This is a genomic window from Rice orange leaf phytoplasma, assembly GCF_001866375.1.
Lineage (GTDB): Bacteria > Bacillota_I > Bacilli_A > Acholeplasmatales > Acholeplasmataceae > Phytoplasma > Phytoplasma asteris.
This window is the reverse complement of the sequence record NZ_MIEP01000008.1, coordinates 29,439-56,236: the sequence shown is the minus strand read 5'-3', so window position 1 is coordinate 56,236 and position 26,798 is coordinate 29,439. Positions and strand designations below refer to the sequence as shown.

The window sequence follows — 26,798 nt, the reverse complement described above, 5'->3', positions numbered from 1 at the left end:
AAAACTAAAAAAACCAAAAAACAAAACCCCAACCAAACTAAACTGCATTATAATCAAGGAGATAAAAATATGTTTGAATTTAAATTTGCTGATGTCGGAGAAGGCATTCATGAAGGTACAATTACAAGATGGTTTTTTAAAGTGGGCGACCAAGTAAAAGAAGGTGATATTTTAGTTAAAGTTGAAACTGACAAATTAGACGTTGAACTAACTTCTCCTGTAGCAGGAAAAATCTTAAAAAGAGACCTTAATGAAGGTGAAGTTATTTGCGTAGGAGATACTATCGTTTTAATCCAAGAACCAGGTGACACTGATGCAGATGTTAAAAAGTTTTCTTCTCAAAACCCTAATGAAACTGCTGCTACAGAAAAAAACGACACCCAACAAGCACAAACATCCGCACAAACCTCTTTACCACCTCAAAAAGTACTTGCTACTCCATTAGTAAAAAATCTAGCCAAAGAACTAGGACTTGACCTTTCAACCATTAAAGGAACAGGTGTAAATGGAAAAATCTTAAAAGTAGATGTACAAAACACAACTAACCCTTTACAAACTCAACCACAACCACAAACAACACAACCAACAACCCCTTTTTTCCAAGAACAACCAACCCCCACCCCAACTTTTGCCACATCTAGCCAAGAAACAGAAGTAGTAAAAATTTCTCGCCTCAGAAAAGCCATCGCCCAAAAAATGGTTATTTCCAAAGGAAAAATCCCAGAAACTACTCTAATGGACGAAGTAAACATTACTGCTTTAGTAACACTACGCAAACAAGCCAAAGATCAAGCACAATCCCAAGGAATCAAATTAACTTTTATGGCTTTTATCATGAAAGCAGTAGCGATTGCCTTACAAGAATTCCCAGTATTTAACGCTAGTTATGATGACGTTAAAGAAGAAGTTACTTACAAAAAATTCATTAATTTAGGAGTAGCAGTTGATACCAAAGACGGTCTAATCGTTCCTAACATCAAAGATGCTAACAAATTAACTCTTTTAGAAATGGCACAACAATTACAACAAGTAGCCAAAGCCACTACCGAAAGAAAAGTAGAATTAAATCAGATTCAAAACGGAACTTTTACTATCACTAATTTTGGTTCTATTGATATTACTTACGGCACTCCAGTTATCAATTACCCTGAATTAGCTATTTTAGGAGTAGGAAAAATCACCAAAAAACCTGTAGTTGAAAACAGTCAAATTGTAATTGCAGACATGCTTCCTCTTTCCTTAGCAATTGACCACCGTATTATTGATGGTGCTGATGGCGGTAGATTTTTAAAACGCGTTAAAGAATTGCTAAATACTCCTACTTTATTGCTTTTATCCTAACAGAAAGACCAAGGGCAAATTATGAAAAATTATGATGTTTTAGTGATTGGTGGAGGTCCTGGTGGATACGTTGCTGCCATTAAAGCTGCTCAAATGGGTGCTAAAGTTGCTTTAGTAGAAAAACATAAATTAGGTGGTATTTGTCTTAATTATGGCTGTATTCCTACCAAAGCTTATTTAAAAAGTGCCAAAATGTATAAAGATATCAAACGTTGTGCTGATTTTGGAATTAAAGTACAAAACGGCGTTTCTTTTGATTGGTCCTCCATTTTATCACGCAAAAATAAAATTGTTGCTCAACTTACTACAGGTATATCTTTTCTCCTGAAAAAAAATAAAATTGATTTTTACCATGGTTTTGCAAGTGTTCTTTCTCCTTGCGAAGTACAAGTAGACACTAACTTATTGCACACCCAAAAATTAATTATTGCAACAGGCAGTACCGCTTTTGTTCCTCCTATTCCAGGTGCCCAAGAAGCTTATCAAAAAGGCATTCTTAAAACTAGTAAAGAATTACTACAACTAGAAAGCTATCCTTCCAAAGTTACTATTGTAGGAGGCGGTGTTATTGGAGTAGAATTTGCAACTATTTTTAATTCTTTTGGTAGCGAAGTGACTATTTTAGAAAGACAAGACACTATTCTAAATGGTATGGATAGGGACGTTGTTGTTGCATACACTAAAAAACTTCAAGCAGACGGCATCCAAATTTTGACTCAAGTAGAAGTAACTAAAATTAATGACAATCAAACTACCTACACTCAAAAAGGAAATTCCAAAACAATTACTTCGGATGTTATTTTAATGGCTGTAGGCACCAAAGCCAATCTTGCAGGCTTAGAAAAATTAAATTTAGCCCTCAACCGCAATAGCGTCCAAACTGATAATTTTTGTCAAACTTCAATTCCTGGAGTATATGCTATTGGTGATGTAAACGGCAAACACATGTTAGCTCACGTGGCAAGTCATGAAGGTATTGTAGCTGTGACTCACGCTTTAGCTTTAGAACAAAAAGCACATCCCATTAATTATGACCGTGTTCCTGCTTGTATTTATGGTTTTCCTGAAATTGCTTCTATTGGCATGACCGAACAACAAGCCAAAGAAAAACAAATGGATTATAAAGTTTCTAAAATATCTCTGGGAGCTGTTGGCAAATCTTTAGCTGATGGCGAAAAAGAAGGTTTTGCTAAATTAATTGTTTGCAAAAAACATTTAGAAATTTTAGGAATGCATATTTATGCTTACAATGCTACTGAATTAATTAGTGAAATGGCTGTAGGAATGGAACTTGAAGGAACCGCTTACGAACTATCTCAAGCAATTCATCCTCATCCTACCTTATCAGAACTTACTTTTGAAGCTCTTTTAGGAGCTGTTGACAAACCAATTCATGCATAATTATTATTTGATCTTTTAACAAAAAAAAAGAACCTTTAATAGGTTCTTTTTCCTTAAATGGGTGATGCAATTATGAAAACCCAAAAAAGAAAAAGAAAACGAAGCGAAATAAAACAACAAAACTAAAATAAAGATAAAGCACAACATTAAATATTAAATCCTCAAATATTTTTGAATAAAAGAAGATGATAAATGATTACTAAATATAACATTAGAAAAGTTTTATTTTTTATCTTATTATTTGAAGATTTTACCATAGCTTTTCTCGAAAAAGCCAAAATATTTACAATCCCAGATAAATATTGGGCATTAAGTTTACCTTTTATTTATTTGTTGCCATTTTTGACTCTTTCTGGCATTCCTTTTTATATTGGATTTAAATGATCACAAGGTAAAGAATTTGTTTAATAAAGACCCTAACAAAGGGGGGACACTTCAAAATATTGATTTTGGTGAATCTATTAGGCCAGATTTTAAAGCATGCATGTATGATGGCAATATAGGTTTAATTCTAAAGAAAAAAAACTAAAATAGTTTGTTGCTCTTTTGTTTTAGCTTTTATACTAATGATTTTAGCACTATTTTTTAGTGTGGAATTAAAAAAAGAAAAATTGGCAAAATTTTTATTTTATATTTCTTTAACTTATTTTATTTGTTTTTATATCTATTTTACTTTATATTCATATAGTGTTTTATGGTTTTTATATGTTAAATTTTTTAAATGGTTAGGTTTTGCTTATTTTGAAAAAGATTTTATCAAAACTATCAAAAAACATAATTTATTTGCTATTAGTATTTTTTATTATGAAAACCAAAAAAAGAATAAGAAAAATAAAGATTAAAAGCCCAACATTTATTAAATAAATTTTGTTTTGCTTTCTTATGTATCTAATTATAAATTATTATTACTTTGCAAAATAATTTACCCTATGAAATTAACAAATCTAAAATCACTTCTTTAATCTTTTATATTTACCATTTTTTAAAACTTATAAATAACAACAAAATAACCATTTTCCAACCCCTTAAAATCAAAAAAAAGGAATACATTAAAATGTTAATAGACACTCACGCTCATCTCAATCTTAAAACATATAAAAATAAATTAGATGATGTTTTTCAAAAAGCTTGGAATAATGACGTCAAAAAAATGATTGTTATAGGCATGGATGAAAAAACTAACCAAAAAGCATATGAAATCGCTAATAAATATAAAGAAGTAATGGTAGCTTTTGGGATTCATCCTTGTTCTGATTTTTCCCAAGAAACTCCCGAAAGCATCATCAAATACCTCAATCATCCGCAAACAGTTGCTATAGGAGAAATTGGCCTTGATCTTCATCAAAGACAAGATAATTTAGCTGTCCAAAAAAAGTTTTTTCAAGCCCAAGTTAAAATTGCTATCCAATATAACTTACCTATTATTATTCATGCACGCAAATCTTTTGAAGAAATTTATCAACTTTTACTACCTTATCGCAATCAAGTTAGAGGAGTTTTTCATTGTTTAGTTTTTAGTTTAGAAGAAGCCAAAAAAGCTTTGGAACTAGGTTTTTACATTGGAATTGGAGGAGTTGTTACTTATCCTCATGCCAAAGTTGCCCACGAAATTGCAAAAACTATTCCCCTAGATAAAATTTTATTAGAAACTGATTGTCCTTATTTAACTCCTTATCCGTTTCAAAATGAAACCAATGAGCCTTATCATATCAAATTAATTGCCCAAAAAATTGCTCAATTAAGAAATATTTCTTTGCAATGTATTGCTACTCAAACAAGCAATAATGTAGCTAAGTTGTTTTTAAATAAAAATTCTTTTTAATCTTTTTGGCATATCACAAAAATATTTGAAATATAGAATAATTCAAAATCACACCCAAAAAACATCCCTTATATAATAAAAAAATCAACTCCGCTTATGCGAAGTTGATTTTGCTTTTTTCTTCTTCATCAGTTTGGCGAAAACTATCTACATCTAACCAAACTTCAGAAACAGTAACACATTTACTTTGCTTAACTTTTCCTTCTAACACTTTAATAACTTGTCCTGGTTGCAAAAAAAACTCAGGATTATCAGCGTCAATATGAGTAAAATTAATAAGAACTTCATCATATTTTTGTTTACAATTATCAGTTCCTACACAAACATTAGTAGCAAACCATTGTCTTTTTGAACTACCATTTTGTTTTAAATATCTAACTTTTACTTCTAAATAAAAATTTTTAACGATTGCTTGTTGCATGCATTCCATTTTCTAACACTTCCTTTTACAATTTTTTGTTGATAAAATCGTTACTTTTCAAGTTTAATTCATTACTTAGAAACTTAAAATAATGAAATTATCTCCTAATATGATAAAATAATATTGAACTGTTTAATGTAGTTTTTTTATTTAACATTTCATTTACTATTATAGCAAATTATTATAAATTTTATTTTGATAAAAAAATATTTGTAATAAATTTATCATTAATTTGTTCTAAATTATCTTTTTGTTTCTATAATTATTTGTCAACCAATCTTTTGATATCATTATTTGCCTCTTTATTTTTTTTATTTTTGCCACATTTTTGCCAAGACTTATTAATTGCAACTTGAAAATTATTTTGATAATGCTTTTTCTGAAATTTCTTTTAATTGCAAATGCTTTGAAATTTTAACTCAAAAAGGCTAGAAGATAATTATTATCAAAGTAATTTATTATGATGGATTATAATTTTTCAACACTTCACAAAAGAAACAATCAAATTATGATTTAGCCCTATTTTTATTTTTTGCCTCTATATTTCGATTTGGTAAAAATAAAATACTTTTTAATGAACCCCAAACTTAAAAAACCTCAAACGTTTTATTTACCAACAAAACAATTTAATCTAAAAAACAAAATCAAATTTCAAAAACAATACACAAAAGAAAGGAGCTTTTTTATGATTAAAATAGCAATAGATACTATGGGAGGCGATTTTGCCCCATTAGAAATTGTCAAAGGAACCTTGCTTGCCTTAAATAAAAATAAAGAACTTCACGTTGTTTTATATGGCAATCAAAAATTAATAACTCCACTTATTGAAAAAACTCCTTTTTTTGGCAACAACCAAATTGTTATTAAACACACCCCTTATTTTTTAAGATCAGACGATAAAAATATAAGAGACCAATTAAAAACCACTCCCAACGCTTCTTTATTTTTAGCGCTTGAAGCAGCCAAACAAGATGAGGTTCAAGGAGTAGTTTCGGCAGGCGCTACCCAAATTTTGGTCTTAGCAAGTCATCTTATTCTTAAAAAAATGCCTTTAATGCAAAGAATTGCCATTGCCCCTATGTTTAATTCCTTTGATAATCGCACAAGAATTTTGTTAGATGCAGGCGCTAACACCGAACTAAAACCCCAGCATTTGCACACTTTTGCAAATTATGCCACCATTATTGCCAAAGAAATTTTAGAAATTCCAAATCCCCAAATAAAACTACTTAACATCGGAACAGAGCCTACCAAAGGAAGAGCTTTGGAACTTGAAACTTACCAACTTTTAGCCCAAGACTCCAATCTTAATTTTGGCGGTAACGAAGAACCTCAAAACCTTCTTACTACTTCAGCAGACATTTTATTAAGTGATGGATTTACTGCCAACATCGCCTTAAAAACTTATGAAGGCACAATGCTTAATTTCATGAACCACTTAAAAACTATCCTTACTAAAAATCTTATCAAAAAAATGGCAACTAAAACTTTATTTCAAAAACCACTACAACAATTAAAAAACCAACTAGACCCACGCCAAATTGGAGGAGCTATGCTTTTAGGACTTAACAAAATTGTCATTAAAGCTCACGGCTCTTCCCAAGCTTACGCTTTTTGCCAAGCTATTTTACAAGCTCAAAAACTAATTAAAGCCCAAGTAAATCAAAAAATTACTCATTCCTTAGAAAGTGCAAAAAACAAAGAAACCCAAAGTAAACAAGCATCAACAACAAACACAGCTCCCAAAACTTCTGAAACTCCCAAAACTTCTGAAACCACCAAAGAAAGCCAATCCCTATGAAAAACATCCAAACTCTTTTTCAAACCCTCAATATCACTCCCCAAAACCTTGCCCTTTACAAACAAGCTCTTACCCACAGCTCTTATTCTAACGAACAAAACCCACCCCAAGAAGACAACGAAAGACTTGAATTTTTAGGAGATGCCATCGTAGGCTTACTTATGGCTGACTATCTTTATTCCCAATCCAAAGAAGACGAAGGCATTATGACTAAAAAAAGAGCTCAAGCGGTGTGTGAAAGGTCACTTACCATCTACGCTCAAAACATTGAATTGCAAAATTATCTTCTTTTAGGCAAAGGCGAAAAAAACAAAGATTTTAATGCTAAAAGTATTATGGCAGATACTTTTGAAGCCTTATTTGGTGCTATTTATCTTGATTTAGGATATTTGACAGCCAAAAAAGTTTTTCATAATATTGTCTTACCTCACTTAGTCAAAACTATATATATTATTGATTTTAAAACTCAATTACAAGAAATAGTTCAGTCAGAAAAAAAAACTATCCAATATAAAATAGTCCAAGAGCAAGGACCTGCTCATTCTAAAAATTTTGTAGCAGAAGTTTATTTAGAAAAAAATCTTTTAGGAACAGGTGAAGGTAGCACTAAAAAAGCCGCTGAGCAAAAAGCAGCCCAACAAGCATTATCCAAAGTTGCCAAACCCAAAGACCTACTCAACAACAAAGGCGGCAAAGAAAAGGAGCTTCAATAATAATATGGTTATGTTTCAAAAACTTTACGAAGATGGTTTTTTACAAGTAGAAAAAATGTTAATTCAAGAATACCAAAAATTAGGATTAACCTACCCTGAACTAACTATTTTGCTATTCTTACTAGATTTTTCCAAAAAACGCGTCTTTTCGTCCAACGCCTTAGCCAAAAAAGCAGGAATCACTAAAAAAGAAGTAGAACATATTTTAGAACAATTAATGTCAAAGGTTTTTTTTGACCTTTCCCAAGAAACTAAAAACCATAAAATTATTGAAGTTTTTTCACTACACCCCACTTTTGCCAAGCTAGAAAAAATCTATCAAGACCAAATTCGCGAATCCAAACGCCAAAACCAACTTACCTTAATCCAACAAACTATTGAATATTTAGAACACAACAAAGGACAAACTCTTACATCTAACGAATTAGACTTAGTTAGAAATTGGTATCAAGACCAAGAATTTAGCCATGAAGAAATTAAAAACACAATTGAAGAAGCTCTTTGTGTTAAAAAAACCTCTGTTTTTTACATCAACACTTTGCTTGGCAAAAAGAAATTTTTGACAGTTATACCCGATGAAAAAGCAGACAAAGCCTTAGCAAAACTTTTTAAAAAAATAAAATAACACTCAGTTTGGCAAACAAAAAGTCAATCTTACTCTTTTTATGTGTTATAATTACTTATGTAATTATTTTTTTAGTATTTCAATTATTTTATTTATGAAAAATAACTAGTAAGGGAATTAAGAAGATGAAATTTTTAGCAACTAAACGAGGAAAAATCATTACTGGCATTATTTTTATTACTTTTACTCTTTATTTAGGTTTAGGTTTTTATATTTCTTTTAATCCTGTTAACTGGCTTTCTCCTAAAAAAGTTTGGGCAAAACAAGCAGCTCAAAATTTGTATAATTCAGTTGAAAAGTTAACAAAAGAAGAAAATAAAGGCAATGTTAATTCCAAACTTGCCAGCATTAAAACTAATTTAGAAGCAGTAAATAAACACGTAATTGAATATTATAAAGAATCAACTAGCAATGAATACGAAGTAGTAAAAGACCTATACGAAAAAATTGTTAAAGCAAAAGACGATGCTTATGATTATTTAAAAAAAAACGATAATAAAGCAGATGATACAATTTTTTCAAATATAAAAAAATTATTTAAAAACGATAATGCCAAAAACCTCCAAGAAAAAGTTAATAATTTAACCAAATAAAAACACCCTTATTAAGGGTGTTTTTATTATACATATAACAAAAAAACTACCTTTTTAAGGTAGTTTTTTTCATTTATAAATTATTTATTTTTTTGATTTAATAAAGACGCTTCAACAAACCCTTTAAATAAAGGATGTGGTTTTAATGGTCTTGACAAAAACTCAGGATGAAATTGTACTGCAATAAACCAAGGATGGCTTTTTAACTCAATAATTTCACAAAGCTTTTGTTCTTGATTTATTCCAGAAACAACAAAATCATTATTTTTTTCAAATAAAGCAACATAATGAGGATTCATCTCAAAACGATGACGATGTCTTTCATAAATTATTTCTTGATTATAAATAGCTTTACTTTTGGTATTGGCTTTAAGATGGCACGGATAAGAACCTAATCGCAGGGTTCCTCCTAAATTGCTGTCAACTATTTTTTTAGTAATTACAGGATGCGGCGTCTTTTCGTCAACTTCCAAAGAATTGGCACCTTGTAAATGTAGCACATTGCGGGCATATTCAATAACTGCTAACTGCATACCTAGACAAATCCCAAAGAAAGGAATATTGTTAGTTCTTGCATAATTAATGGCTAAAATTTTGCCTTCAATAGCACGATTGCCAAAACCATAAGGAACTAAAATACCATCATAGTCTTCAAGCAAAGAAGAAATGTTGTCTGGCGTTACTTTTTCAGCATCTATCCATTTAATTTCCAATTTACAATTATATTGATAAGAAGCATGTTTAAGAGCTTCTACGATTGATAAATAAGCATCATGTAAAACAATGTATTTACCCACTAGAGCAATGACTACTTTTTTTTCTAAATTTTGGATGCGTGTAATTAGTTGTTGCCAGGCTTGCAAATCGGCGTTTGAAAAATTAGTAAGTTTTAAATGTTGTAAAATAAAATCATCGATTCCTTGATGATGCAAGTTAAGAATCATTTGATATAAAATATCAACATCTAAGGCTTCAAAAATAGCTTGTGGATTGATGTCACATAAAGCAGCAATTTTATTTTTGGTTTCTTGGTTGATAGGAACTTCACTACGTAAGACCAAAATTTGAGGTTGTATTCCTAAAGCACGTAATTCTTTAACGCTGTGTTGGGTAGGTTTTGTTTTGATTTCTTGAGCTTTTTTTAAATAAGGAACTAAAGTGGTATGAAGATACAAAACATTGTGATAACCAAAATCAAAGCGCACTTGTCTGATGGCTTCTAAAAAAGGCGATGATTCAATGTCTCCTACGGTGCCTCCAATTTCTACAATAACAACATCTGATTTGTGAAAAAGAGCAGCATCAATTAGTTTTTGTTTGATTTCTTCAGTGATGTGTGGAATAACTTGCACGGTTTTACCTAAGTATTTGCCTTCGCGTTCTTTATTGATCACACTTTGATAAATTTGCCCTGCAGTGACATTTGACTTTTTGCTCATGTTTTCATCTAAAAATCTTTCATAATGACCCAAATCAAGATCAGTTTCAGCGCCATCATCAGTGACAAAGACCTCACCGTGTTGATAAGGGCTCATTGTTCCAGGATCAATATTAATATAAGGATCTAGTTTTTGAATACTTACTTTAAGACCTCTATTTTTTAAAATTTGTCCAATAGAAGCAGCAGTGATGCCTTTTCCTAGGCTTGAAACGACTCCTCCAGTAATAAAAATAAATTTGGTTTTTAAATCTTTATTATTCAAGTTTTTGTACTTCGCTTTCTTTATGATTGGCTTGTGTGGTGCAATTGGAGTTTTGATTTGATTTTGGTTGGGGTGTAATGGGTTCAGAGAAGGATTTATAAGTGATTGGATGGGGCTTTGTAGGAGTTATTTTTTTACCAATAACAGTTAAAATAGGGATTTGGGTTTCATATCTTTTTTGGGTGTGTTCTAAAATACGAGGATCAAATGAAACTATATTTTTTTTAACTAAGATAATAATAGTTGAACCTCCTGTATCAAAATAGCCTTTTTCTTGACCTTTTGAAAACGTTTGCAAAGGATGATTTTGGATTTTTCCTACCAATGTGGCTCCTACTTCTATTTGAACTATTTTACCAAAATTTTTGGTTTGTAAGATACTATATTCGCGAGTGTTTGTTTTAAAAACATCAAAACTTTCAAAGGCAATGGGATTTACTGTATGTAATTTTCCTTTGATTTTGCAAGGAAGCATTTGAAAAAAACCTTCGTCTACAAAAAGATAACGGTGATAATCATGGGGTTCTAAGCGGAAAATAAGCAAATAGCCTTCCTCGTATTCTTGAGCTAATGTGGGATTTTGCAACAAATCAACTAAACTGTAATTGGTTTCTTTGATGCAATAGAGTGCTTTTTTGGTGATAGGATAAATGCTTAATTTGGATTCACAAGGACTGATAAAAGCAAAGTTGTCTTGAGGAATAGCAAGTTCTTTGTATTTTCTTGTAAAAAAATCATTATAAGAACTAAATTTTTGTTTTTCAAATAAGTTTAAATCAATTTGGTGTTGTTCGATGATTTTCAAAGCGTATTGGCGTGACCAAGGAGAATAAAAATACAGATTAACTAACCAAGAAATAGGTTTAGTGATCAAAATTTTGAGAAGGCATCTTTTCCAAAAGTTTTTTTCTAAGTTTGTGTATAAAAATTTTTGCAGGCGACTTGCTGGGTCTTGACAAATAATTTTTCCTTCTAAATTAACTATTTTCATATTGTAAATCGCTCACTTCGTAATTGCCATTATAAATATTTTAATAAGATTTTAAGCAACATAAATAGGATAAAATTTAGTGCTAATAATAAAATAATTGTTATTGTAGTTTTGGCTTTTGGCTTGGGGAAATGGATTTTTTTACAAAGAAATAAAAAAGTTAAAAGTAACATGCAGGCAAAATGAAACCAAAAAAAAGTAGGTCTTTGTTCGATAAATCCTAAACTTTTGAAATCCCAAGTTTTGCAAATAAACTTAGCTAAAAATAAAAAAGGGAATAAAATAGCAGCTGCAGTTACGGGCAAACCTTTAAAATAAGAAGGGCTTTGAGAGTCGTATTTTTGGGTTTCAGCTAAAACATTATAATAAGCAAGTCTAATTAAGGCTGCCAAAAGATAAAAGCCCCAAACTAGCCAAACAAGTGCAAATAGCCAAAATTCTTCTTTTAGGTTTGAAGTTTCACCTTTGAAACTCAAAGAATAGTTAATAAAAATAGGAAGGACGCCAAAGCTTATTATATCGGCTAAAGAATCAATTTGAATGCCATAGCTTTTTTCTGTATGACTGCGATTTTTTTTGGTTCGGCTTATCACACCATCAAACATATCACAAACGCCTGATATTAATAGGCAGATTAAAGCAGAAGTGTATTTGCCGCAAGCACCAAAGCCAATACCACAAAAACCACTCATTAAATTTAGGTAAGTTAAATAAGTTGTATAATTGTAAAAACCTAAAAACATATTATTTAACCTCGTTTTACTAATGTTTTTTCTTAAACCATTTTTGGTTGTTTAGAGTTGGGGGAAATAAAAAAAGAAAAATCCCTTATCCATCAAGAATAAAGGATATTAATGAACTTAAAAAACTTGATAATTATTGATTGGTTGTTTGTAAATGCAAATTGTAAAGTGGTAATTATTTTTCATAAAGATGTTCGCATTCTTCTTCTAATGGATCTTCATAATCATCTTTGTCTTCTAAAACAATATCATCTTCAATTTTGTCATCGTCTTTGTTTTGTTCTTCTGAAGGTTCGTCTTCTAAATCAAGCAAATCATCTTGTAGAGGGTCAGTTTGGACAGTGTATTTGTCAGAAAGGAAATCCTCAAAATCTAATTCTTGTAAATTGGTATCTTCGTCTAGAGGTTCGTCGTTTGAAATTTGAGTTTTTTCAAAAAAATCTTTATCCCAAAAAAGTTTATTATTTTCTTTAATAATTAATTGATTGTCTTCACAAAAAACAAATTTTCCGCTCAAAGCGATGTCTAAATAAAGCTGATTAGCTACATTGGGGTTGTTATTTGGGATTTGATGTTTTTGCAATGTTTGTTTTAATAAATCATAGACTGGAACAGGATTGTTATGTTTTTTCATAATGTCATAAGCAGTTTCCAAAAGTGATTTTGGAGTTTTGGTTTTTTTCATAAAATACCTCCTTTTAATGTAATAATGTTTGGGATTTAGGAAATAATGATAAGTGATAAAATAAAAAGAAAAGAAAGGAAAAAAAAGGCTAAATAAAATAAAGAAATGCAAAATATGGGGGGTAAAAATTTTAGAATTCTATCAAATATCCAGATGCTTTTTGCATGAGTTCTTTGGATTTTCTTTCTAACTTTTTTAAAGCAGCATTAAAAGCCAACAAAACGCTTTCTTGGAGAATTGCTTTGCTGTGAATTTGAGAAATAATAACATCTACGACTTGTTTGGTTCCTTGTAAAACAATTTCTACATCTCCTGCTTTGCCAATAAATTCTTGTAATTCTAATTGTTGTTGGGCGTTTTCAATTGCTTCTTGCATTTTTTTTAATTTTTCAAACATATTAGATTGTGTTTTCATAATTTTTTGCTCCTAGTTAATTATTTCTACTATATCTTTACCAAAAAAATCATAAGCTAGTTGGATAATAGCAGGCTTGGTTGGTTGGGTCGCTTTGATTTGATATAAGTCAAGATCAAAATTGCAAGTAGCTGTGAATTTTGCAATTGATGCCTGGTTTGGATGAGGATGATTTTTGTTGTAAAAAGTTTCTAAGGCTTGCCAATCTTGTTTTAAAAAAGCAATGTAGTCTGTAATTGCAAAAGTGTCGTTATTCAAAATTTCTAAAGCTTTTTGTTTGGTGTTTTTTTGTAAAACAAGTTCAAAGGCATCTTCATCTTCAAAAACTAAAATCATTTGTTGGGATTGACTCAAAGCAACTATTTTTCCTCTATCCAAAATTTCGGCTACATTTTTATAATAACTGTGAGTAGAATAGCGATTTTTTAAATTTGTCCAAAAATTTGTTATTGTGTTTTTGGTTGGCTCGTCTTGATTAGATAAAATATTAATTGCAAATGATATCAAACCACAAAGAGAAGAATTGAAAAAATAAGGGTTTTTTTTTGTTGGGGATTTGGTTTCTTGTGAGTTTTGGGAAGGCAAGTTATTTTGTTGAGTCAATTCGGAGGTAGTAGAATTGTTAGGTTTTTTTTGTGAAAAATTATTTTGAGACTGTAAATCTTGGACTGGATGCAGATATTCTGTTTTTGGTGGTTTTGGTGGTTTTTCGTTTGCTATTGACGCAAGTTTAGTTGGTTTGATTTTTTCTGTTTTGTCAAAGGTTTTTTTTTCTGTATTGTTTTGGGTAAGCTTTGTTGGTTCATAATTTTCTTTGGCATTTGTTTCATCTAATGCAAGTGATGGTTGCTCATTATTGTAAATATTTGTTTTATTTGTTACAAATTGTTGGGTTTCTTGTAAATTGGCTTGAAATTGAAAAGAATGTAGAGAGCATATTTGCAAAAAGGCAATTTCTACCAAAGATTTTTTTTGATCGCTTTTTTTGAGGTCTTGTTGTAATTTAATTAAGATTCTTAAAAAATGATCAATGTGGTTTGTTTCTTCAAGCAATAATATTTTTTGGTCTTGGGAAAGTGGCGATGTTTTGGAATCTTTTTTATTTTTGGCATTCCAAATTAAATAATCTTTGATAGCATCAATTAAATCTAAAATTAAAAGGTCGATGTTTTTGCCTGAATCAATTGCTTTGTGCAAAAGTTGCAACGCTTTGATCGCTTCTTTTTTTAGTAGGTTTTGGAACAATTTTTTGATAATGCTGGCAGACACCGTACCTTTAATATTTGCAACATCTTCTGAAGTAATCAAATTATTTTGATAAGCGCTTACCTGATCTAACAAACTAAGGGCGTTTCGCATTCCACCTTCCGAATGGCAAGCAATGCTTTTGATGGCATCTTCAGTGATAAACATATTTTCCAAAGCAGCAATTTTGGTTAATTGTGCAGTGATGTTTTTGAGGTTCAAATTTTCAAAGGCAAAACTTTGGGCGCGCGAAAAAATGGTGTCAGGGATTTTATAAATTTCGGTAGTAATCAAGATGAAAATTACATGTTCGGGCGGTTCTTCTAAAATTTTTAACAAAGCGTTAAAAGCGTTTGGCGTAAGGACGTGAACTTCGTCAATAATATAGACTTTGTATTTGCCTGTGTGAGCTTTGTATTGGGCTTTATCCTGTAATTCTCTGATTTCGTCAACCCCATTATAAGAAGCGCCATCAATTTCTGTGATGTCTATGTTTGCTTTGGTAAAGTTTTGGCAATAATGACAAGAACAACACACATCTCCTTGATTGGGCAACAAGCAATTAATAGCTTTGGCAAAAATTTTGGCTAAAGTAGTTTTTCCAGTACCTTTGTTGCCGCTAAAAAGATAACAATGATTAATTTTTTGGTATCTGATGGCATTTTTTAAAGTTTGGATAATAATTTCTTGACCGACAACATCTGCAAAAGTTTGTGGTCTGTATTTTCTGTATAAAACTAAATAAGACACTAAAAACCCCTTTGATTAAATTATGACCAAACCACAACAATACATCTAGATAAATTAGAACATAAATAATTTTTTATATACAAAAAAAATCTCCTAAATATTATAACATATTATTAGATGAAAATAGAAGTTTATTTTGCAAATTTGCAAATGAATTATTTGTTTATTGTAATTAAAAATATTGATCTATTCTATGGTTAGAATACGATTAGATTGAATTAACTTTACATTTATTATTTTTGTATTTTTTTCCCTTTGCTTCATAATAAATAAAAGTTCCATCTTTCAATTCTTTTTTATTCATTTTGCAATTCTTTTTATAAAATTCTATTTGCCCATTTTTGCGGTTTATTTTTTCTATTGTCTCGCATTTTCTGAAAAATACTTTGTCGCCATTTTTATTTTCTATATCGCCATTGTTTTGAACAAAATATTTTTCACCATTTTGAGTATATATTTTTTCTATTTCTTTGGTTTTGCTAAAAACAATATACTCGATAACTGATTAAAATTATAAAAGCTATTTGTCTATAAATAAAATAATTAACATAATAAATAATAATCTAAAATAAACTAAATTGCTTATGACTTTATTATAAACCAAAAAATATCAAAATAATAATTTATAATCGTTTTAAAATAAAATTAATTCCCACCCATAAATAAAAAATAAAAGCCAAAAAGACATAAAAAGTGGTTAAAATAACGAATTATATTGTTGTTGTTGTTGTTGTTTTTTTTGATAAAATATAGTTAATAAAGTTTATCAAGCAAAGTTTATCAAGCGACGTTTAAATATTAAATATAAATCAACGACCTAATATACAAAAGACAAATTATCTAATTATTTTTTTTCATTTTAAATATTTTCTAAAATAGTTAATGAGAGTGGAGAATTAACAAATATGTGTTTAAATAATAAAAAACAAAAAAATAAAAAGGAAGAGGCGATATCAAGAAAAAGCATTATTAACAAATTAAAAAAATGGGTTATGCAGAAGTTAGCATCAAAACACAAGAAAAATTAGAGGATAATTTTAAAAGACAATTTATAGAATATAACAGTAGGTATGTTTCTGACACTTCTTTTCAAGAGAAGGGGAAGGAGGAGCTGAATGAATACTGGTTTTCTACAATTAATAGTGAATTGCTTACCAATGAAAAAATGGATGTTATCGACATTTATAAATATTTAAGAAAAGAAATAAAAATTCCAAAAAAAGACAAAAAAGACTATTTTTATTTTAATTTTTTTAATAAAGAAAATTGGTGTAAAAATATTTTTCAAGTAGCACAAAAAGTTCCTGCTCAAAATTCATATAAAAACGAGTCAAAATCAGCTTAGTATGATATAGTAATATTAATTAATGGCATACCGCTGGTATTAATAGAATTAAAAAAAGAAGTTTGGATAAAGGGCTTGACAAAGCTTTTAAACAAGTAGAAGACTATTTCCCTAAATTAAAACAACAAGGTTTATTTAAATGTATAGAACTTTTTATAATTTCAAATGGAACCGATACTCAATATTTTTCAAATCAAGACGCAGGAAAAAGCAAGGAATTAAATAAATTCTGTTTTTGAATGGAGTGATGAAAACAATAATAAAAGAAATGAAGTCATGGAATTTATTCCAGAATTTTTACAACGTTGCCATTTAGCATTGTTTTTATTTTTCTTTTTGGTGCATCATGAAAAAAATCAAAAATTAATGGTTGCTAAACCTCATCAATTTCACGCTATAAAAAAAATTGTTGAATTCACAAAAAAAGAAATAACTCAAGAAAGTCCTTTAAATGTTACAAATAACATTAAAAAAAATAGTCATATTTGGCATACCACAGGTTCAGGTAAAACTTTAACTGCTTTTTTACTTTGTCGTTATTTGAAAAAATTTATATCCATTAATGAAACTCAAAAAAATATTATTTTTTTTTATAGTTGACCGCATAGAACTAGATTCGCAAACTCTTCAAGAATTTAATAATTTTGAAAAAGATTCAACTCAAGGAAATATTAAAGGTAGAAAATCTTAAAGAAATAATGCAAAATAAAAACAATGCTAGTGGAAAAATAATTGCAACGACTTTAAAAAAAATACATTCATTAATAAACAAATATAAAAATGAAGATTTTTTAAAAAAATATAAAAATGAAAAAATGTTTTTTATCATAGATGAATGCCATAGATCGCAACAAGGAGAAATGCATGAAAATATGATTAAATATTTTTATGGATCTTATTTTTTTGGGTTTACAGGGACGCCTATTTTCGAAAAAAATAAACTTAGTAAAAATGCTAAAACAACAAAAGAACTTTTTAATAAATGTATACATGAATATCGTTTTTCCAATGCTCTAAAAGATAAATTTGTTATTGATTATAATGTGGAATATTATATAAAAACAAAAAATAATTCAACTTGTAAAGAAGAAGTAGTAAAAAAGATTCTAAATTCTTATCATGATTTAACACAAAATAAAAAATATAATGCCTTATTTGCTGTTTCTAATATTGATGATTTAATAGAATATTATAACATATTTAAAAACAAGGAAAATGAACATGATTTTAAAATAGCAACTATTTGTTCTGAACATTTTAACTCTGAAAATGAAAAAAATGACGATAAAAGGGAGGCTTTTAAATCAATAAAAGTGATTTTTATAAAAATTTTAGCAAAAAAACAAAAAATCAATTTGTAGATGATAAAACGCCTTTTGTTAATGAAAAAAGATATCATGAACAAATATTAGAAAAAATGAAAACTGATAATAAAAATCAAAAAAATAGATTTACTTTTGGTAGTCAACATGTTTTTAACTGGTTTTGATTCTCCTCTATTAAATACCTTATACTTAGACAAAGAGTTGAAATACCATAATTTAATCCAAGCATTTTCTAGAACAATTAAAAAACATGATAAAAACAAAAAATACGGTAATATTTATTGTTTTCAAACGAAGAAAAAGGACAACGACCAAGCTTTATTATTTAATGAAGCAATGGGTTTATTTGATCCAGAACACACAATCAAAAAGAAAAAAGTTATGAAGAATTAAAACTAGAATATAAAGATTACTTAAAACAAATAAGAAAATTAGCTCCTAATGTAAAATATATTGAAAAAAATATTATGGGTTATACAGAAAAAGAAAAAAAATTCATAGATATTTTTGATAAATATTCTAAAATAAGAAATATTATTAGGATAAAAACAGAGTTTGAAGAAAAATATTTTAAAAATGAAATAGACAAGAAAAAGTTCTTAGATTATATAAACAAAAGAGATAAAATTAAATCAGGAACACCACAAAACACGTCGAATCCAAAAGATGAAATAAAACACGTTGATAGCGCATTTATTAATTTAGATTATATAAACAAATTAATATCATCATTTGAAAAAACTGAACAAAAAATACATAAAAGCATTTTATCACAACAAAACAAAAATTTTAATAAAGAAATAAAAAATATTTTAGACGAAAATAATAATGATGTGACTAAAGAATAGCAAGAATTTTTTTTAAATAAAATTGAAGATGATAAAATTTTTTCTACAATAACACAAAATGCTCAACAAGGGGGGGCTATAAGAAATATTTTATCTAATTTGTGGAAGAATTTTATTAAAGATTTAATTAAAGAACAAGAAAGCAAAAGAGAAATAGAGGTAAAAAGCAAAGAATTTTGTTTTGAAAATAGTAAAGATTTGGAAAAATTAATTAATGCTTATTTTGATTATAAAAAAATGATCTGGGTTTTAAAGATTTTATTCTAAGAGGACATATCAGCAAAAATGAAAACCAAATAAAAGAATATATGGATAAAAATAAAGGGCAAAAGAGCGAAGTTTTGCCTTATCTTTATAAATTTAAATTAAGAGATGAAATTTATAATTTCATTAAAGATTGGTGTAGTAATTATAAAGATATCCAAAAATGACAAAATTAAGGAAAATTATAATATGAAAAATGACAAAAATCAAAATGTTCAAATTTGTAAACAAAAATTATGGAATTTGATTAATAACACTTTAAGAAATTCTGAGGATACAACTATTTTTAAAGATTATATTTTACCTCTTTTAAGTTTCCGTTATTTATCTATAAAATTTGAAAAAGATATTTGTAAAAATACAATATTGGGATCCTTGGAGAAATATAAACAAGCATGGGATAAATGGGATTCGAATGAACAATCAAGATTTAAAAACAATATAAAAGGTTTTTGTGGATTTCACATTGAACCTCAGTATTTATGGGCTAATTTAAATAATTCTATTAATCAAGATAATTTTAGTTTTGTTGCAATAGATAAAGCTTTAAAATCTATTGAGTCACATTGTTTTAAAGGATTATTTGAAAATTTTGATTTAACCGAAAAATCCAAATTAGGCAACGAGGAAGAAAAAAATACAAAATTAAAAACCCTTATTACAGGCATCGACAATATTTTTTCAGGTAATGAATTTTGTGAAGATGCAATGGGTGAAATTTATATGTATTTAATTGAAACATTTGTTAGCGATAACATTACTAAAAAACAAAAATCTGGAGAATTTTTTACACCACCCTCTGTTTCTGAACTTTTATCACAAATCATTTGTCATAAAACAAAAAATAAAAATATTACAAAAATATATGATCCTTGTTGTGGTAGCGGATCTTTACTTTTAAAAATTATAAATCATATAAATAATAATAAAGATTTTAGCGGTCAAAAATACAAAAATGATATACCTTATTATAATTTAAAGATTGAAAATGGGGATACTTTATTATTCCCACATTAAAGCCATTTAGAACAAAAATACAACATTATCATCGCTAATCCTCCTTTTGGCGCTCCATGGTATACCAATAATAAAGAAAAAAATAAAGAAAATTGCGACAGATTTTATTTAAAAGGCAAATCAATTCCTAAAAAAGAGGAGAACTAGCTTTTCTAATGCATATGTTACATCTCTTAGAAGAAGATGGCACTTTAGGTGTTATTTTACCATCTGGAGTTTTATGCGCTTCTACACCTGGAGTAATAGAATTTAGAAAATTTTTAGTAGAAAATCAATATATTGATACAATTATACAATTACCCCTAAATATTTTCCCTTATGTATCTGAAACAACCATTACTTATATTTTAATTATACAAAAATGTGTAGAAAATCAAAAACATCAAATTCGTTTTATTGATGCATCAGAAATGCATGAAAGAATTAAAAGTGGTATTTCTCTAAGACAATTAGGCAAAAAAAATATTAAAGATATAATGGAAATGGTGTCACAAAATAAAAAAAATGACAAAATGTCAATAGCAAATATAGAGCAAATATAGAGCAAATTAGAAAAAATAATTATGTTTTAACCACAAACTTATATTGTTCAAATCATTTACAAGAAAACAAAGAGGTAAATATAAAAAATATTGCGATTTTCAAAAGAGAAATAGAATTATTAGAAACTAAAAAAAATAATTTATCTCAAAAAATACAACAAATAGAAAAAGAGATTGAATTATTTTTCGAAAATTCTAAAGAAAGAAAAGAAATAGCAATTAAAGATATAATACAAGAAATAACAAAAACAAATAAAGATAGCTTCCTTTATGATATTTGTAGTCTAGATTGTAAAAAAGGTTTGATTTTAAGAGATAATAACAAACAATTTAAAAAAAACATTAAAAAAATTATAGAATAGCATATCCCAACAATATTGTTATGAACAACAGAGATTTCTTAAAACATAAATCAATTGCTTATAATATTTATAATAAACCAGTATTGATTTCTAATATTTATTCAGTTTTTGAAGTTAAAGAGGGGTTTGATGCTAATTTTATATTGAATTTTTTAAAAAATTCTCAAGTTCATAAAAATTAAAGGTTATTGGAAAATAAGGGGTAATATCCGAAATTGATAAAAATGTTTTTTATCAACTAACTTTTAAATTACCCGCTTTAAAGAACAAAAACAAATAAATGTTTTTTTCAATAATTTATCTAAATTATTAAATGATATTGAAAATATTTCCATAGAAATACGCCAACTTCAAAAAGAAAAACAAGAATATTATTATTTATTATAATTATATAATTTATTCCTTAATTTTTCTTGCTTTTATTCTCCATTTTTTTAAAATACAAAAGACATTCATTAAATGAATGTATTTTTTTGTAAATTGATATATGCTTAATGCAAATCTAAACTTAATATAAACCCTAACCCACTTTCACCAACTTCCAACTGTTAAAATGAAAAATATTTTCAAAATGCTAGTATAATATAATAGAGTGTTTTGATTAAAATATATGAAGGATATGATATTGACAGCGATATTTAGAAGTCTATTTTTTCAAAATCCTAAATTATATTTCTAATCATAAATAAAATACATAAATTAACTAATAAAAATTGGAGACCAAAACTAATATTCCCAAACAAATTTTTTCACAAACAAAACCACCCAAAAAGCCCAAACCCCAAATAAACCAAATAAAAAGAAAAAGGACTTATAAAATGCAAAAACAATCAAATTTCATCAAAACCATCATTCAAAAAGACCTCCAAAGCGGAAAATGCAGCCAAATCATTACACGTTTCCCGCCCGAACCCAATGGTTTTTTACATTTAGGACACGCCAGAGCCATCATTATTAATTTTGAATTAGCACATTTTTTTGAAGGCAAAACCCTTTTACGTTATGATGACACCAACCCTTCCAAAGAAAAACAAATTTATGTTAATGCCATCCTCAATGACATCAAATGGCTGGGATACACTCCTTACAAAATCACTTTTGCCTCAGATTATTTCCCTCAAATGTATCAAATGGCACTTTTTTTAATCAAACAAGGAAAAGCCTATGTTGATGACCAAACCGCTGAACAAATTGCCCAAAGTCGCGGTAATTTAACCCAAAAAGGTACCAATTCTCCTTATCGCAATCGTAGTATTGAAGAAAATATCTTGCTATTTGAACAAATGAAAAAAGGAAAATTTGTAGAAGGTAGCAAAGTTTTGCGTGCCAAAATTGATATGCAAAACCCTAACCTTAATTTGAGAGACCCTATTTTGTACCGTATTCTTTCTGCTTTTACTTTAAAACAAAAACATTGGCATATTTTCCCTACCTATGATTACGCTCATCCATTGGAAGATTCCTTTGAAAACATCACACATTCTTTGTGTTCTTTGGAATTCGAAGACCACAGACCTTTATATGATTGGATAATCAAAGAAACAAAAGCCAAACATACTCCACGCCAAATTGAATTTGGAAGACTTAATCTTACCCAAACTTTGATGAGCAAAAGACATCTTAATAATTTGGTAGAAAAAAACTTAGTAACAGGTTGGGATGACCCTAGAATGCCAACTTTATCAGGCATCCGCAAAAAAGGCTACACTCCTGAAGCTATCAAAAATTTCGTCCTTGAAACAGGCTTATCCAAAGTAAATTCACAAGTTAAACAAGAAATGTTAGAATCTTTTGTAAGAGATGACCTTAAAAGAAAATCCTTGCCTTGCATGGCAGTTATAAACCCCCTCAAACTTACTATTACTAACTTTCCTGAAAACCAAATAGAAACTCTCAAAGCTCCTTGGACTAATAATTTTCATACTTGTAAATGTTGCAACACATCTCAAACCCAAGGAAAAACCCCAGAACAAAATCAAGAACAAACAAAAGGAAAAGAACAAACCCAAGAAAGAGAAATTTATTTTTCCCGCCATCTCTACATTGAAAAAGACGATTTTGCACTCCAAAAACCAGATAAAAATTATAAAAGATTAACTTTGGGCGAAGAAGTAAGATTATTTCATGCTTATTTTGTTAAAGCTTACGATGTTGTCAAAAACAACAAAGGAGAAATAACAGAAATTCTTGTAACATACGACCCCCAAACCAAAAGCGGCAGCGGCTTTAAAGATAGAAAACCAAACGGAACTATTCATTTTGTAGAAGCAAAGACTGCTTGCAAAGCCACTTTTAATTTTTTTGCTCCACTACTTTGCACAAATGGCAATTTCAACGATAAATCCTGGCATATCAAAAAAGGTTTTGTAGAATCAAGTTTACAAAAAAGCTGTTGTTGCAAAAACCATTTTCAATTTCTAAGACAAGGTTATTTTGCAGCAGACAAAATCACAAAAGACACAAATGGAAAAACGCAAGAACTTAATTTCAATGAAGTAGTAAGCTTAAAATCAAATCCTCAAAAATAAATTTGTTCTACTAAAAAAATAAAAACTAATAAATCCCATCAAATTACCCAACCAAAAAACACTCCCAGAAAAAAAACCACAAAACAAAAAGGATAAACAACGAAATAAAAGGTATAAAAATGTTTTCCAATAAAACCAATTTTTTAGAAAAATTAAATAAACCCCAACTTGCAGCAGTCACAAGCAATGCTAAATCTTTTTATCTAGCAGCAGGAGCAGGCACTGGTAAAACCACCACTTTAACTGCTAAAATTGCTTATTTAATCGAACAAAAAAACTTACCAAGCAACCAAATTTTAGCCCTTACTTTCACCAACAAAGCTGCCAAACAAATGCAAGAAAAACTTGCCAAAATGATTGGTCAAGAAAAAACCAAAGGCATTACTATTTGCACTTTTCACTCTTTGGGAAACCAAATTTTGAGAAAATTTATCCCCTTTTTACCATTTTCATATCGCACCAATTTTAAAATTTTAGATGACAACGACTGCAAAAAAATCATCAAAGAAATTTTAAAAGAAATGAATATCGACCCCAAAAGAATAAAAATTAGCGAATTAAGAAAAAACATTTCTGCTATCAAAAGAAAACACGAACCACAAAACAAAGATACTTTGCAACACACAACCCAAAAAGAATACAATTTTCAACGTGAAAACAGATACGAATTCGAAATGCCAATCAAAGCTAAATATCAAATTTTTTTGCAAAACAATAATTTAGTTGATTTTGATGACCTTATTTTATATACGCACCAACTGCTCCAAGAAAATGCCGATGTAAGGGCTTTTTATCAACAAAAATTCCAATATTTATTAGTTGATGAATTCCAAGATACTGATTTTTTACAATACCAAATTTTGACTCTTTTAGCCCAAAACCACCAAAATATTTTTGTAGTAGGAGACCCTGACCAAAACATTTATTCTTTTCGAGGAGCCAGATTTGAAAACAGCCAATTGTTCTTAAATAAATTTAGTCCTCAAGTAGCTTTTTTGGAACAAAATTACCGTTCTTCTAAAAACATCCTAGACAAAGCCAACCTTTTGATTAAACACAACGAAGACCATCCTTTTAAAAAAAATCTCAAAAGCACTAAAAGCGGAGGCGAACCTGTTATTTACAAGTTTTTTTCAGATTATAAAGAAGAGACAGACTACATCACAAAAACCATCCAAAACCTTGTTTTACAAGGTATTTGCAGCTATCAAGATTTTACTATTTTATATCGTACTAACATTTTGGGACGCCCTTTGGAAGAAAAATTCTTAGCAAACAGCATTCCTTATCAAGTTTTTGGAGGTATTTCCTTTTACCAAAGCAAAGTAGTCAAAGATTTTTTAGCTTATCTCAATGTTATTGCAAATCCCTCACAAGATTTTGATTTCAAACGCATCATTAACACCCCTAAAAGAGGAATTGGAACAACTTCACTTGCACATCTAGAACAACTTGCCCAAGAAAAAAACTTAGCTCTTTTTGACGCCCTTAACTACCTAGACCAAACTCCAATTCAACCAAATACCAAAACTAAACTAAACGAATTCCAAAAATTAATTACAGCTTTACGCCAAGAACTAATTAATGATTCTTTTGACTGTCTTAGTGATATAATTACTCATATTGATGAAAAAATTAAGTATTGTCACAAAAAAGATGAAACTTACAAAATGCAATCAATAAAAGATTCTGAGCCTGCTTTACATTACATCGAAGAATTAAAATCAGTTTTTATGCAAGCAGAAAAAAATTTGGAAGGAAACATTTTTGAAAAACTAACCCAACTTTTAGATCAAATATCTTTGTATAGCGAAATTAACGAACAAACCGAACAAGACCCCAAAACCCCAAGCAAAAACGATCGCGTTAAACTTTCTACTATTCACAAAGTCAAAGGTTTAGAGTTTAGAGTGGTTTTTATAGCTGCTTTTGAAGATATTTTTTTTGATTGCAACCAAAAAGAAAAAAGCGATTTAGAAGAATCAAGACGTCTAGCTTATGTAGCAATTACAAGAGCCGAAGAAAAGTTATTTTTAACTGGGTCTTATCAAAGAGTTTCATATGGCAAACAAATAGACAGTCAACCTTCACGCTTTTTACAAGAAATGGGCTTTTTTCCAAAAGAAACCCCAAGACCAAATTATTTTTCCCCACATTTATTTCAACCAAACCAATCAAACCAAGTATCTTGCACTAATGAAAATGGCTTTTTTCAAAAAGGAGACAAAGTCAAACACAAAACTCTCGGCTTGGGCGTAGTGGAAGCCATCATGCAAGATTTAATCCAAGTACGCTTTATAAATTCCAAAAATATAAAAATATTTGAAAATACAACCGCTTTTCTTGCTAAAATAAAAGAGTAAGTAAATTTTAAACATTTATCAAAAAAATGAATCATCAATCATTATTTTATTAAATCGATTAGAAATTTAAAAACAACAAAACAACAAAATCAAATTACCAAAATCAAATTACCAAAATCAAAGGAGATTTTTATGAATTATACCGTTTTTTTTGTAACTATTTGTACTTTTATCGTTTTAAGTACTTTATTTTTAGCAGATAGCAACGACAGTTTTTCTTTGGGAAATTCTTTTTCCGAACAAAAACAAGGACGCAAAATCAAAGGCGAACAATTCTTCTTAAACTGCTTTCTTACTGTTTTAACCATGGCTTTTTTTGGACTTTCCTTTTGGTGCCAACAATAGTTGATGCCATATGCAATTAGAACAAAATACCTTAGCTTGGCATAATCATCGCAAAAAATACATTAATGCTTCCGAAGTAGCAGCTATCATGGGCTTAAATCCATTTGAAACCAAAGAGCAATTATTAAAAAGAAAAGTTTTTGGCACTCCAATCGAAGACAACGAAGCAATGAAACGCGGACGAATTTTGGAACCCCAAGCAAGAAATTTTTTCAACCAAACACAAAAAATGCAATTCGAACCAAAAGTCTTTGTCAAAGATTTCATGTCTGCTTCTTTGGATGGATGGGACGCCCAATCCCAAAGCCTCTTAGAAATCAAATGCCCCATTTCTTTTGCCTCTTATACTTGGCAATCCTTTTTAAATGAAGGAAAAATCCCTAATATCTATTATGCCCAACTCCAAGCCCAAATTTATTGTTCTCAATCAATTAAAGCTTACTTTTTAGTCTATCAAAACGACCAAACCAACAAAAATATCGAAGTCAAAGAAGACCCGAATTTTATCACAAACATGCTTGAACAGTGCAGTCATTTTTTTCAATTATACTTAAAAACTAAACAATTACAAAAACAACTTCAAATTTAAAATTACTCATTTATATAAATA

General features: G+C 29.0%; 23 protein-coding genes and 3 pseudogenes. 19 read left to right on the top strand and 7 right to left on the bottom strand.

What is annotated here, in order from left to right; genetic code table 11:
- The first annotated feature begins 69 nt into the window (after window positions 1-69).
- From BHE82_RS02740 to BHE82_RS02720, 4 genes are all read left to right on the top strand, one after another.
- Window positions 70-1,341, top strand: coding sequence for a dihydrolipoamide acetyltransferase family protein (locus BHE82_RS02740; protein ID WP_071345705.1), 1,272 nt, complete (start codon window positions 70-72; stop codon window positions 1,339-1,341).
- A 21-nt stretch (window positions 1,342-1,362) separates the two neighbouring features.
- On the top strand, window positions 1,363-2,742 hold the full coding sequence (lpdA, locus tag BHE82_RS02735) for a dihydrolipoyl dehydrogenase (protein WP_071345704.1): 1,380 nt from the start codon (window positions 1,363-1,365) through the stop codon (window positions 2,740-2,742).
- Window positions 2,743-2,934: 192 nt separating this feature from the next.
- Window positions 2,935-3,126 carry a hypothetical protein gene (locus BHE82_RS02730; protein ID WP_069028111.1) on the top strand — a complete coding sequence of 64 codons (192 nt, stop codon included), beginning with the start codon at window positions 2,935-2,937 and terminating at the stop codon, window positions 3,124-3,126.
- A 670-nt stretch (window positions 3,127-3,796) separates the two neighbouring features.
- The gene (locus BHE82_RS02720; protein WP_071345750.1) at window positions 3,797-4,564 is read left to right on the top strand and encodes a TatD family hydrolase; all 768 of its coding nucleotides are present in this window, start codon (window positions 3,797-3,799) and stop codon (window positions 4,562-4,564) included.
- Window positions 4,565-4,658: 94 nt separating this feature from the next.
- Here the strand turns inward: BHE82_RS02720 and BHE82_RS02715 are convergent, their stop codons facing one another.
- Entirely contained in the window at window positions 4,659-4,994 is a 336-nt protein-coding gene (locus tag BHE82_RS02715) for a hypothetical protein (protein WP_071345702.1), read from the bottom strand.
- Window positions 4,995-5,670: 676 nt separating this feature from the next.
- On the opposite strand from BHE82_RS02715, the gene plsX reads away from it, so the two are divergent.
- From plsX to BHE82_RS02695, 4 genes are all read left to right on the top strand, one after another.
- Window positions 5,671-6,786, top strand: coding sequence for a phosphate acyltransferase PlsX (gene plsX / locus BHE82_RS02710; RefSeq protein ID WP_071345701.1), 1,116 nt, complete (start codon window positions 5,671-5,673; stop codon window positions 6,784-6,786).
- Window positions 6,783-7,499 carry a ribonuclease III gene (rnc, locus tag BHE82_RS02705; protein ID WP_071345700.1) on the top strand — a complete coding sequence of 239 codons (717 nt, stop codon included), beginning with the start codon at window positions 6,783-6,785 and terminating at the stop codon, window positions 7,497-7,499. Before plsX ends, rnc begins: the two co-directional genes overlap by 4 nt.
- A gap of 4 nt (window positions 7,500-7,503) precedes the next feature.
- Window positions 7,504-8,124: a DnaD domain protein gene (locus BHE82_RS02700; RefSeq protein WP_180365501.1), complete on the top strand. Its 621-nt coding sequence runs from the start codon at window positions 7,504-7,506 to the stop codon at window positions 8,122-8,124.
- A 125-nt stretch (window positions 8,125-8,249) separates the two neighbouring features.
- The gene (locus BHE82_RS02695) at window positions 8,250-8,717 is read left to right on the top strand and encodes a hypothetical protein (RefSeq protein WP_071345699.1); all 468 of its coding nucleotides are present in this window, start codon (window positions 8,250-8,252) and stop codon (window positions 8,715-8,717) included.
- A gap of 80 nt (window positions 8,718-8,797) precedes the next feature.
- Here BHE82_RS02695 and BHE82_RS02690 read toward each other — a convergent pair whose 3' ends face one another.
- From BHE82_RS02690 to dnaX, 6 genes are all read right to left on the bottom strand, one after another.
- On the bottom strand, window positions 8,798-10,420 hold the full coding sequence (locus tag BHE82_RS02690; RefSeq protein WP_071345698.1) for a CTP synthase: 1,623 nt from the start codon (window positions 10,418-10,420) through the stop codon (window positions 8,798-8,800).
- Window positions 10,413-11,411, bottom strand: coding sequence for a phosphatidylserine decarboxylase (locus tag BHE82_RS02685; protein ID WP_071345697.1), 999 nt, complete (start codon window positions 11,409-11,411; stop codon window positions 10,413-10,415). Before BHE82_RS02685 ends, BHE82_RS02690 begins: the two co-directional genes overlap by 8 nt.
- Before the next feature lie 29 nt (window positions 11,412-11,440).
- Window positions 11,441-12,154, bottom strand: coding sequence for a CDP-alcohol phosphatidyltransferase family protein (locus BHE82_RS02680; protein WP_071345696.1), 714 nt, complete (start codon window positions 12,152-12,154; stop codon window positions 11,441-11,443).
- Window positions 12,155-12,329: 175 nt separating this feature from the next.
- Window positions 12,330-12,839 (bottom strand): DNA-directed RNA polymerase subunit delta, encoded by a 510-nt coding sequence (gene rpoE, locus BHE82_RS02675; protein ID WP_071345695.1) that lies wholly within the window; start codon window positions 12,837-12,839, stop codon window positions 12,330-12,332.
- A gap of 130 nt (window positions 12,840-12,969) precedes the next feature.
- Window positions 12,970-13,254 (bottom strand): YbaB/EbfC family nucleoid-associated protein, encoded by a 285-nt coding sequence (locus BHE82_RS02670; protein WP_034172222.1) that lies wholly within the window; start codon window positions 13,252-13,254, stop codon window positions 12,970-12,972.
- A gap of 12 nt (window positions 13,255-13,266) precedes the next feature.
- Window positions 13,267-15,249: a DNA polymerase III subunit gamma/tau gene (dnaX, locus tag BHE82_RS02665; RefSeq protein ID WP_071345694.1), complete on the bottom strand. Its 1,983-nt coding sequence runs from the start codon at window positions 15,247-15,249 to the stop codon at window positions 13,267-13,269.
- Between the two features lie 985 nt (window positions 15,250-16,234).
- Here dnaX and BHE82_RS03515 point away from each other — a divergent pair.
- The 11 genes and pseudogenes from BHE82_RS03515 to BHE82_RS02610 all read left to right on the top strand — a co-directional run bounded on the left by BHE82_RS03515 (window position 16,235) and on the right by BHE82_RS02610 (window position 26,777).
- Window positions 16,235-16,833: pseudogene (locus BHE82_RS03515) on the top strand (type I restriction endonuclease).
- Window positions 16,834-16,870: 37 nt separating this feature from the next.
- On the top strand, window positions 16,871-17,194 hold the full coding sequence (locus BHE82_RS02655; protein WP_071345692.1) for a DEAD/DEAH box helicase family protein: 324 nt from the start codon (window positions 16,871-16,873) through the stop codon (window positions 17,192-17,194).
- Complete coding sequence (locus BHE82_RS03510) at window positions 17,157-17,285, top strand: DEAD/DEAH box helicase family protein (protein ID WP_369126290.1); 129 nt, start codon at window positions 17,157-17,159, stop codon at window positions 17,283-17,285. The genes BHE82_RS02655 and BHE82_RS03510 overlap by 38 nt, the downstream gene beginning before the upstream one ends.
- Window positions 17,239-18,312, top strand: a pseudogene (locus BHE82_RS02650) (type I restriction enzyme subunit R domain-containing protein). Before BHE82_RS03510 ends, BHE82_RS02650 begins: the two are co-directional and overlap by 47 nt.
- Before the next feature lie 29 nt (window positions 18,313-18,341).
- Complete coding sequence (locus BHE82_RS02640) at window positions 18,342-18,767, top strand: type I restriction endonuclease subunit R, EcoR124 family (RefSeq protein WP_257608410.1); 426 nt, start codon at window positions 18,342-18,344, stop codon at window positions 18,765-18,767.
- Window positions 18,768-19,220: 453 nt separating this feature from the next.
- On the top strand, window positions 19,221-20,048 hold the full coding sequence (locus tag BHE82_RS02635) for an N-6 DNA methylase (protein ID WP_071345688.1): 828 nt from the start codon (window positions 19,221-19,223) through the stop codon (window positions 20,046-20,048).
- Between the two features lie 149 nt (window positions 20,049-20,197).
- A pseudogene (locus BHE82_RS02630) lies at window positions 20,198-20,590 on the top strand (N-6 DNA methylase); the annotation flags it as partial.
- 1,180 nt (window positions 20,591-21,770) lie between these two features.
- Window positions 21,771-23,480, top strand: coding sequence for a glutamine--tRNA ligase (glnS, locus tag BHE82_RS02625; RefSeq protein ID WP_071345749.1), 1,710 nt, complete (start codon window positions 21,771-21,773; stop codon window positions 23,478-23,480).
- 119 nt (window positions 23,481-23,599) lie between these two features.
- Window positions 23,600-25,843, top strand: a complete 2,244-nt coding sequence (locus tag BHE82_RS02620) for an ATP-dependent helicase (protein WP_071345686.1) — start codon at window positions 23,600-23,602, stop codon at window positions 25,841-25,843.
- Window positions 25,844-25,975: 132 nt separating this feature from the next.
- Window positions 25,976-26,188 (top strand): hypothetical protein, encoded by a 213-nt coding sequence (locus tag BHE82_RS02615; protein WP_042068387.1) that lies wholly within the window; start codon window positions 25,976-25,978, stop codon window positions 26,186-26,188.
- A gap of 10 nt (window positions 26,189-26,198) precedes the next feature.
- Entirely contained in the window at window positions 26,199-26,777 is a 579-nt protein-coding gene (locus tag BHE82_RS02610) for a YqaJ viral recombinase family protein (protein WP_071345685.1), read from the top strand.
- Window positions 26,778-26,798 lie beyond the last annotated feature (21 nt).

Bases quoted from the DNA above. Each gene is read 5' to 3' on its own strand.
- BHE82_RS02740 (WP_071345705.1), top strand. From the start codon at position 70: ATGTTTGAATTTAAATTTGCTGATGTCGGAGAAGGCATTCATGAAGGT.
- lpdA (WP_071345704.1), top strand. From the start codon at position 1,363: ATGAAAAATTATGATGTTTTAGTGATTGGTGGAGGTCCTGGTGGATAC.
- BHE82_RS02730 (WP_069028111.1), top strand. From the start codon at position 2,935: ATGATTACTAAATATAACATTAGAAAAGTTTTATTTTTTATCTTATTA.
- BHE82_RS02720 (WP_071345750.1), top strand. From the start codon at position 3,797: ATGTTAATAGACACTCACGCTCATCTCAATCTTAAAACATATAAAAAT.
- BHE82_RS02715 (WP_071345702.1), bottom strand. From the start codon at position 4,994: ATGGAATGCATGCAACAAGCAATCGTTAAAAATTTTTATTTAGAAGTA.
- plsX (WP_071345701.1), top strand. From the start codon at position 5,671: ATGATTAAAATAGCAATAGATACTATGGGAGGCGATTTTGCCCCATTA.
- rnc (WP_071345700.1), top strand. From the start codon at position 6,783: ATGAAAAACATCCAAACTCTTTTTCAAACCCTCAATATCACTCCCCAA.
- BHE82_RS02700 (WP_180365501.1), top strand. From the start codon at position 7,504: ATGGTTATGTTTCAAAAACTTTACGAAGATGGTTTTTTACAAGTAGAA.
- BHE82_RS02695 (WP_071345699.1), top strand. From the start codon at position 8,250: ATGAAATTTTTAGCAACTAAACGAGGAAAAATCATTACTGGCATTATT.
- BHE82_RS02685 (WP_071345697.1), bottom strand. From the start codon at position 11,411: ATGAAAATAGTTAATTTAGAAGGAAAAATTATTTGTCAAGACCCAGCA.
- BHE82_RS02680 (WP_071345696.1), bottom strand. From the start codon at position 12,154: ATGTTTTTAGGTTTTTACAATTATACAACTTATTTAACTTACCTAAAT.
- rpoE (WP_071345695.1), bottom strand. From the start codon at position 12,839: ATGAAAAAAACCAAAACTCCAAAATCACTTTTGGAAACTGCTTATGAC.
- BHE82_RS02670 (WP_034172222.1), bottom strand. From the start codon at position 13,254: ATGAAAACACAATCTAATATGTTTGAAAAATTAAAAAAAATGCAAGAA.
- BHE82_RS02655 (WP_071345692.1), top strand. From the start codon at position 16,871: ATGGAATTTATTCCAGAATTTTTACAACGTTGCCATTTAGCATTGTTT.
- BHE82_RS03510 (WP_369126290.1), top strand. From the start codon at position 17,157: ATGAAACTCAAAAAAATATTATTTTTTTTTATAGTTGACCGCATAGAA.
- BHE82_RS02635 (WP_071345688.1), top strand. From the start codon at position 19,221: ATGAAAAATGACAAAAATCAAAATGTTCAAATTTGTAAACAAAAATTA.
- glnS (WP_071345749.1), top strand. From the start codon at position 21,771: ATGCAAAAACAATCAAATTTCATCAAAACCATCATTCAAAAAGACCTC.
- BHE82_RS02620 (WP_071345686.1), top strand. From the start codon at position 23,600: ATGTTTTCCAATAAAACCAATTTTTTAGAAAAATTAAATAAACCCCAA.
- BHE82_RS02615 (WP_042068387.1), top strand. From the start codon at position 25,976: ATGAATTATACCGTTTTTTTTGTAACTATTTGTACTTTTATCGTTTTA.
- BHE82_RS02610 (WP_071345685.1), top strand. From the start codon at position 26,199: ATGCAATTAGAACAAAATACCTTAGCTTGGCATAATCATCGCAAAAAA.